Annotated in this window: 1 protein-coding gene; it reads right to left on the bottom strand. The window is 56.8% G+C overall.

What is annotated here, in order from left to right; translation table 11 throughout:
- Positions 1 to 8 precede the first annotated feature (8 nt).
- A protein-coding gene (locus N430_RS29165; protein WP_110640019.1) for an IS3 family transposase occupies positions 9 to 1,171 on the bottom strand; the annotation gives its coding sequence in 2 pieces (ribosomal slippage) (positions 9 to 916 and positions 916 to 1,171; 1,164 coding nt in all).
- Positions 1,172 to 1,235: the final 64 nt, after the last annotated feature.

The raw sequence follows: 1,235 nt of genomic DNA, 5'->3' as shown, positions 1-1,235 counted from the left end.
TGTAGTGGTCAACTCATCCCGGACACGGTTTTGAGTTTTTCTTCAGCTTTTGCCGGAGCCAGTCCATCGTTGAATTGATGGGGTCGGATCCAGTTGTAGTGGCTCATCAGGTACTGGCTAATGTCTCGTTGAGCTTGCTGCCCGGTCAGGTAGCCCGTGGTCGGTATCCACTCTGATTTCAAGCTGCGAAATACTCGCTCCATCGGCGCGTTATCCCAGCAGTTGCCTCGGCGGCTCATGCTCTGGCGCATACGGTAGCGCCACAGTCTCTGCCGGAACTGACGGCTGCCATATTGCGAGCCCTGGTCGGAGTGGAACAGCAGCCCGTGAGGCTTTCCGCGTTGTTCGTAAGCCACGTCCAGCGCTTTGACCACGAGGTCTGCGTCCGGCTTTTCTGATAAGGCCCAGCCCACCACTCTGCGTGCATAGAGATCCAGGACAACTGCCAGATAGTGCCATTTGCCCTGCGCCCAAACGTAAGTGATGTCGCCACACCAGACCTGATTCGGCGCTTCGACATCAAACGCTCGGTTCAAGATGTTCGGAATATCTGGCCGCTCCACTGTGGCCTTTTTGTACGCATGTGATCCTGGCTGCTTGCTGACCAACGCTAACTCACGCATCAGGCTGCGTACCTTGAACCGCCCGATTTGCTCACCCTCATCTTGCATCATTGCCTTGATGCTACGGCTGCCGGGCGCACTTCGCCCTTGCGTGAACAACTCATTCACCCGACTGCGCAACCGCAGCCGTTCAACGTCCGGAGTTCGCGTTCTATGACGATGTGCGTAGTAACTTGAGCGAGTGACTTCGAACACTTCGCACAAACAATCAACGGGCTCATGGGCGCTGAGCTGACGGATCAGCGCGTACGCTCGAGATCTTCCGACATCAAGAGCGCGGTAGCCTTTTTTAGTATCGACTTCTCGCGTTCAAGGCGCGTGATGCGAGCTTCCAGCTCTTGGATTTTTTGCTGCTCTGGCGTCAACGCTTTGCTGGCCGGCGTGATGCCGCCGCGCTCTTGCTGAAGCTGATTAACCCACCGGCGCAGGGCTGACTCGACCAAGCCGAGCGAGCGTGCAGCTTCGGCGTGGCTATAGCCTTGGTCGAGCACCAGGCAGGCAGCTTCGCGCTTGAATTCAGGAGTAAAGGTACGGCGTTGCTTGGTCATCAGACACCTCTCTGTGGCGAGCATTCTCGCCTAAATTGGTGTCCGGGGTTAGTAGACCACTACA

It is taken from the genome of Pseudomonas sp. CC120222-01a (genome assembly GCF_003097235.1).
Classification (GTDB): Bacteria; Pseudomonadota; Gammaproteobacteria; order Pseudomonadales; family Pseudomonadaceae; genus Aquipseudomonas.
Note: the sequence above shows the minus strand (reverse complement) of the source record. Positions and strands in the feature narration are given on the sequence as shown.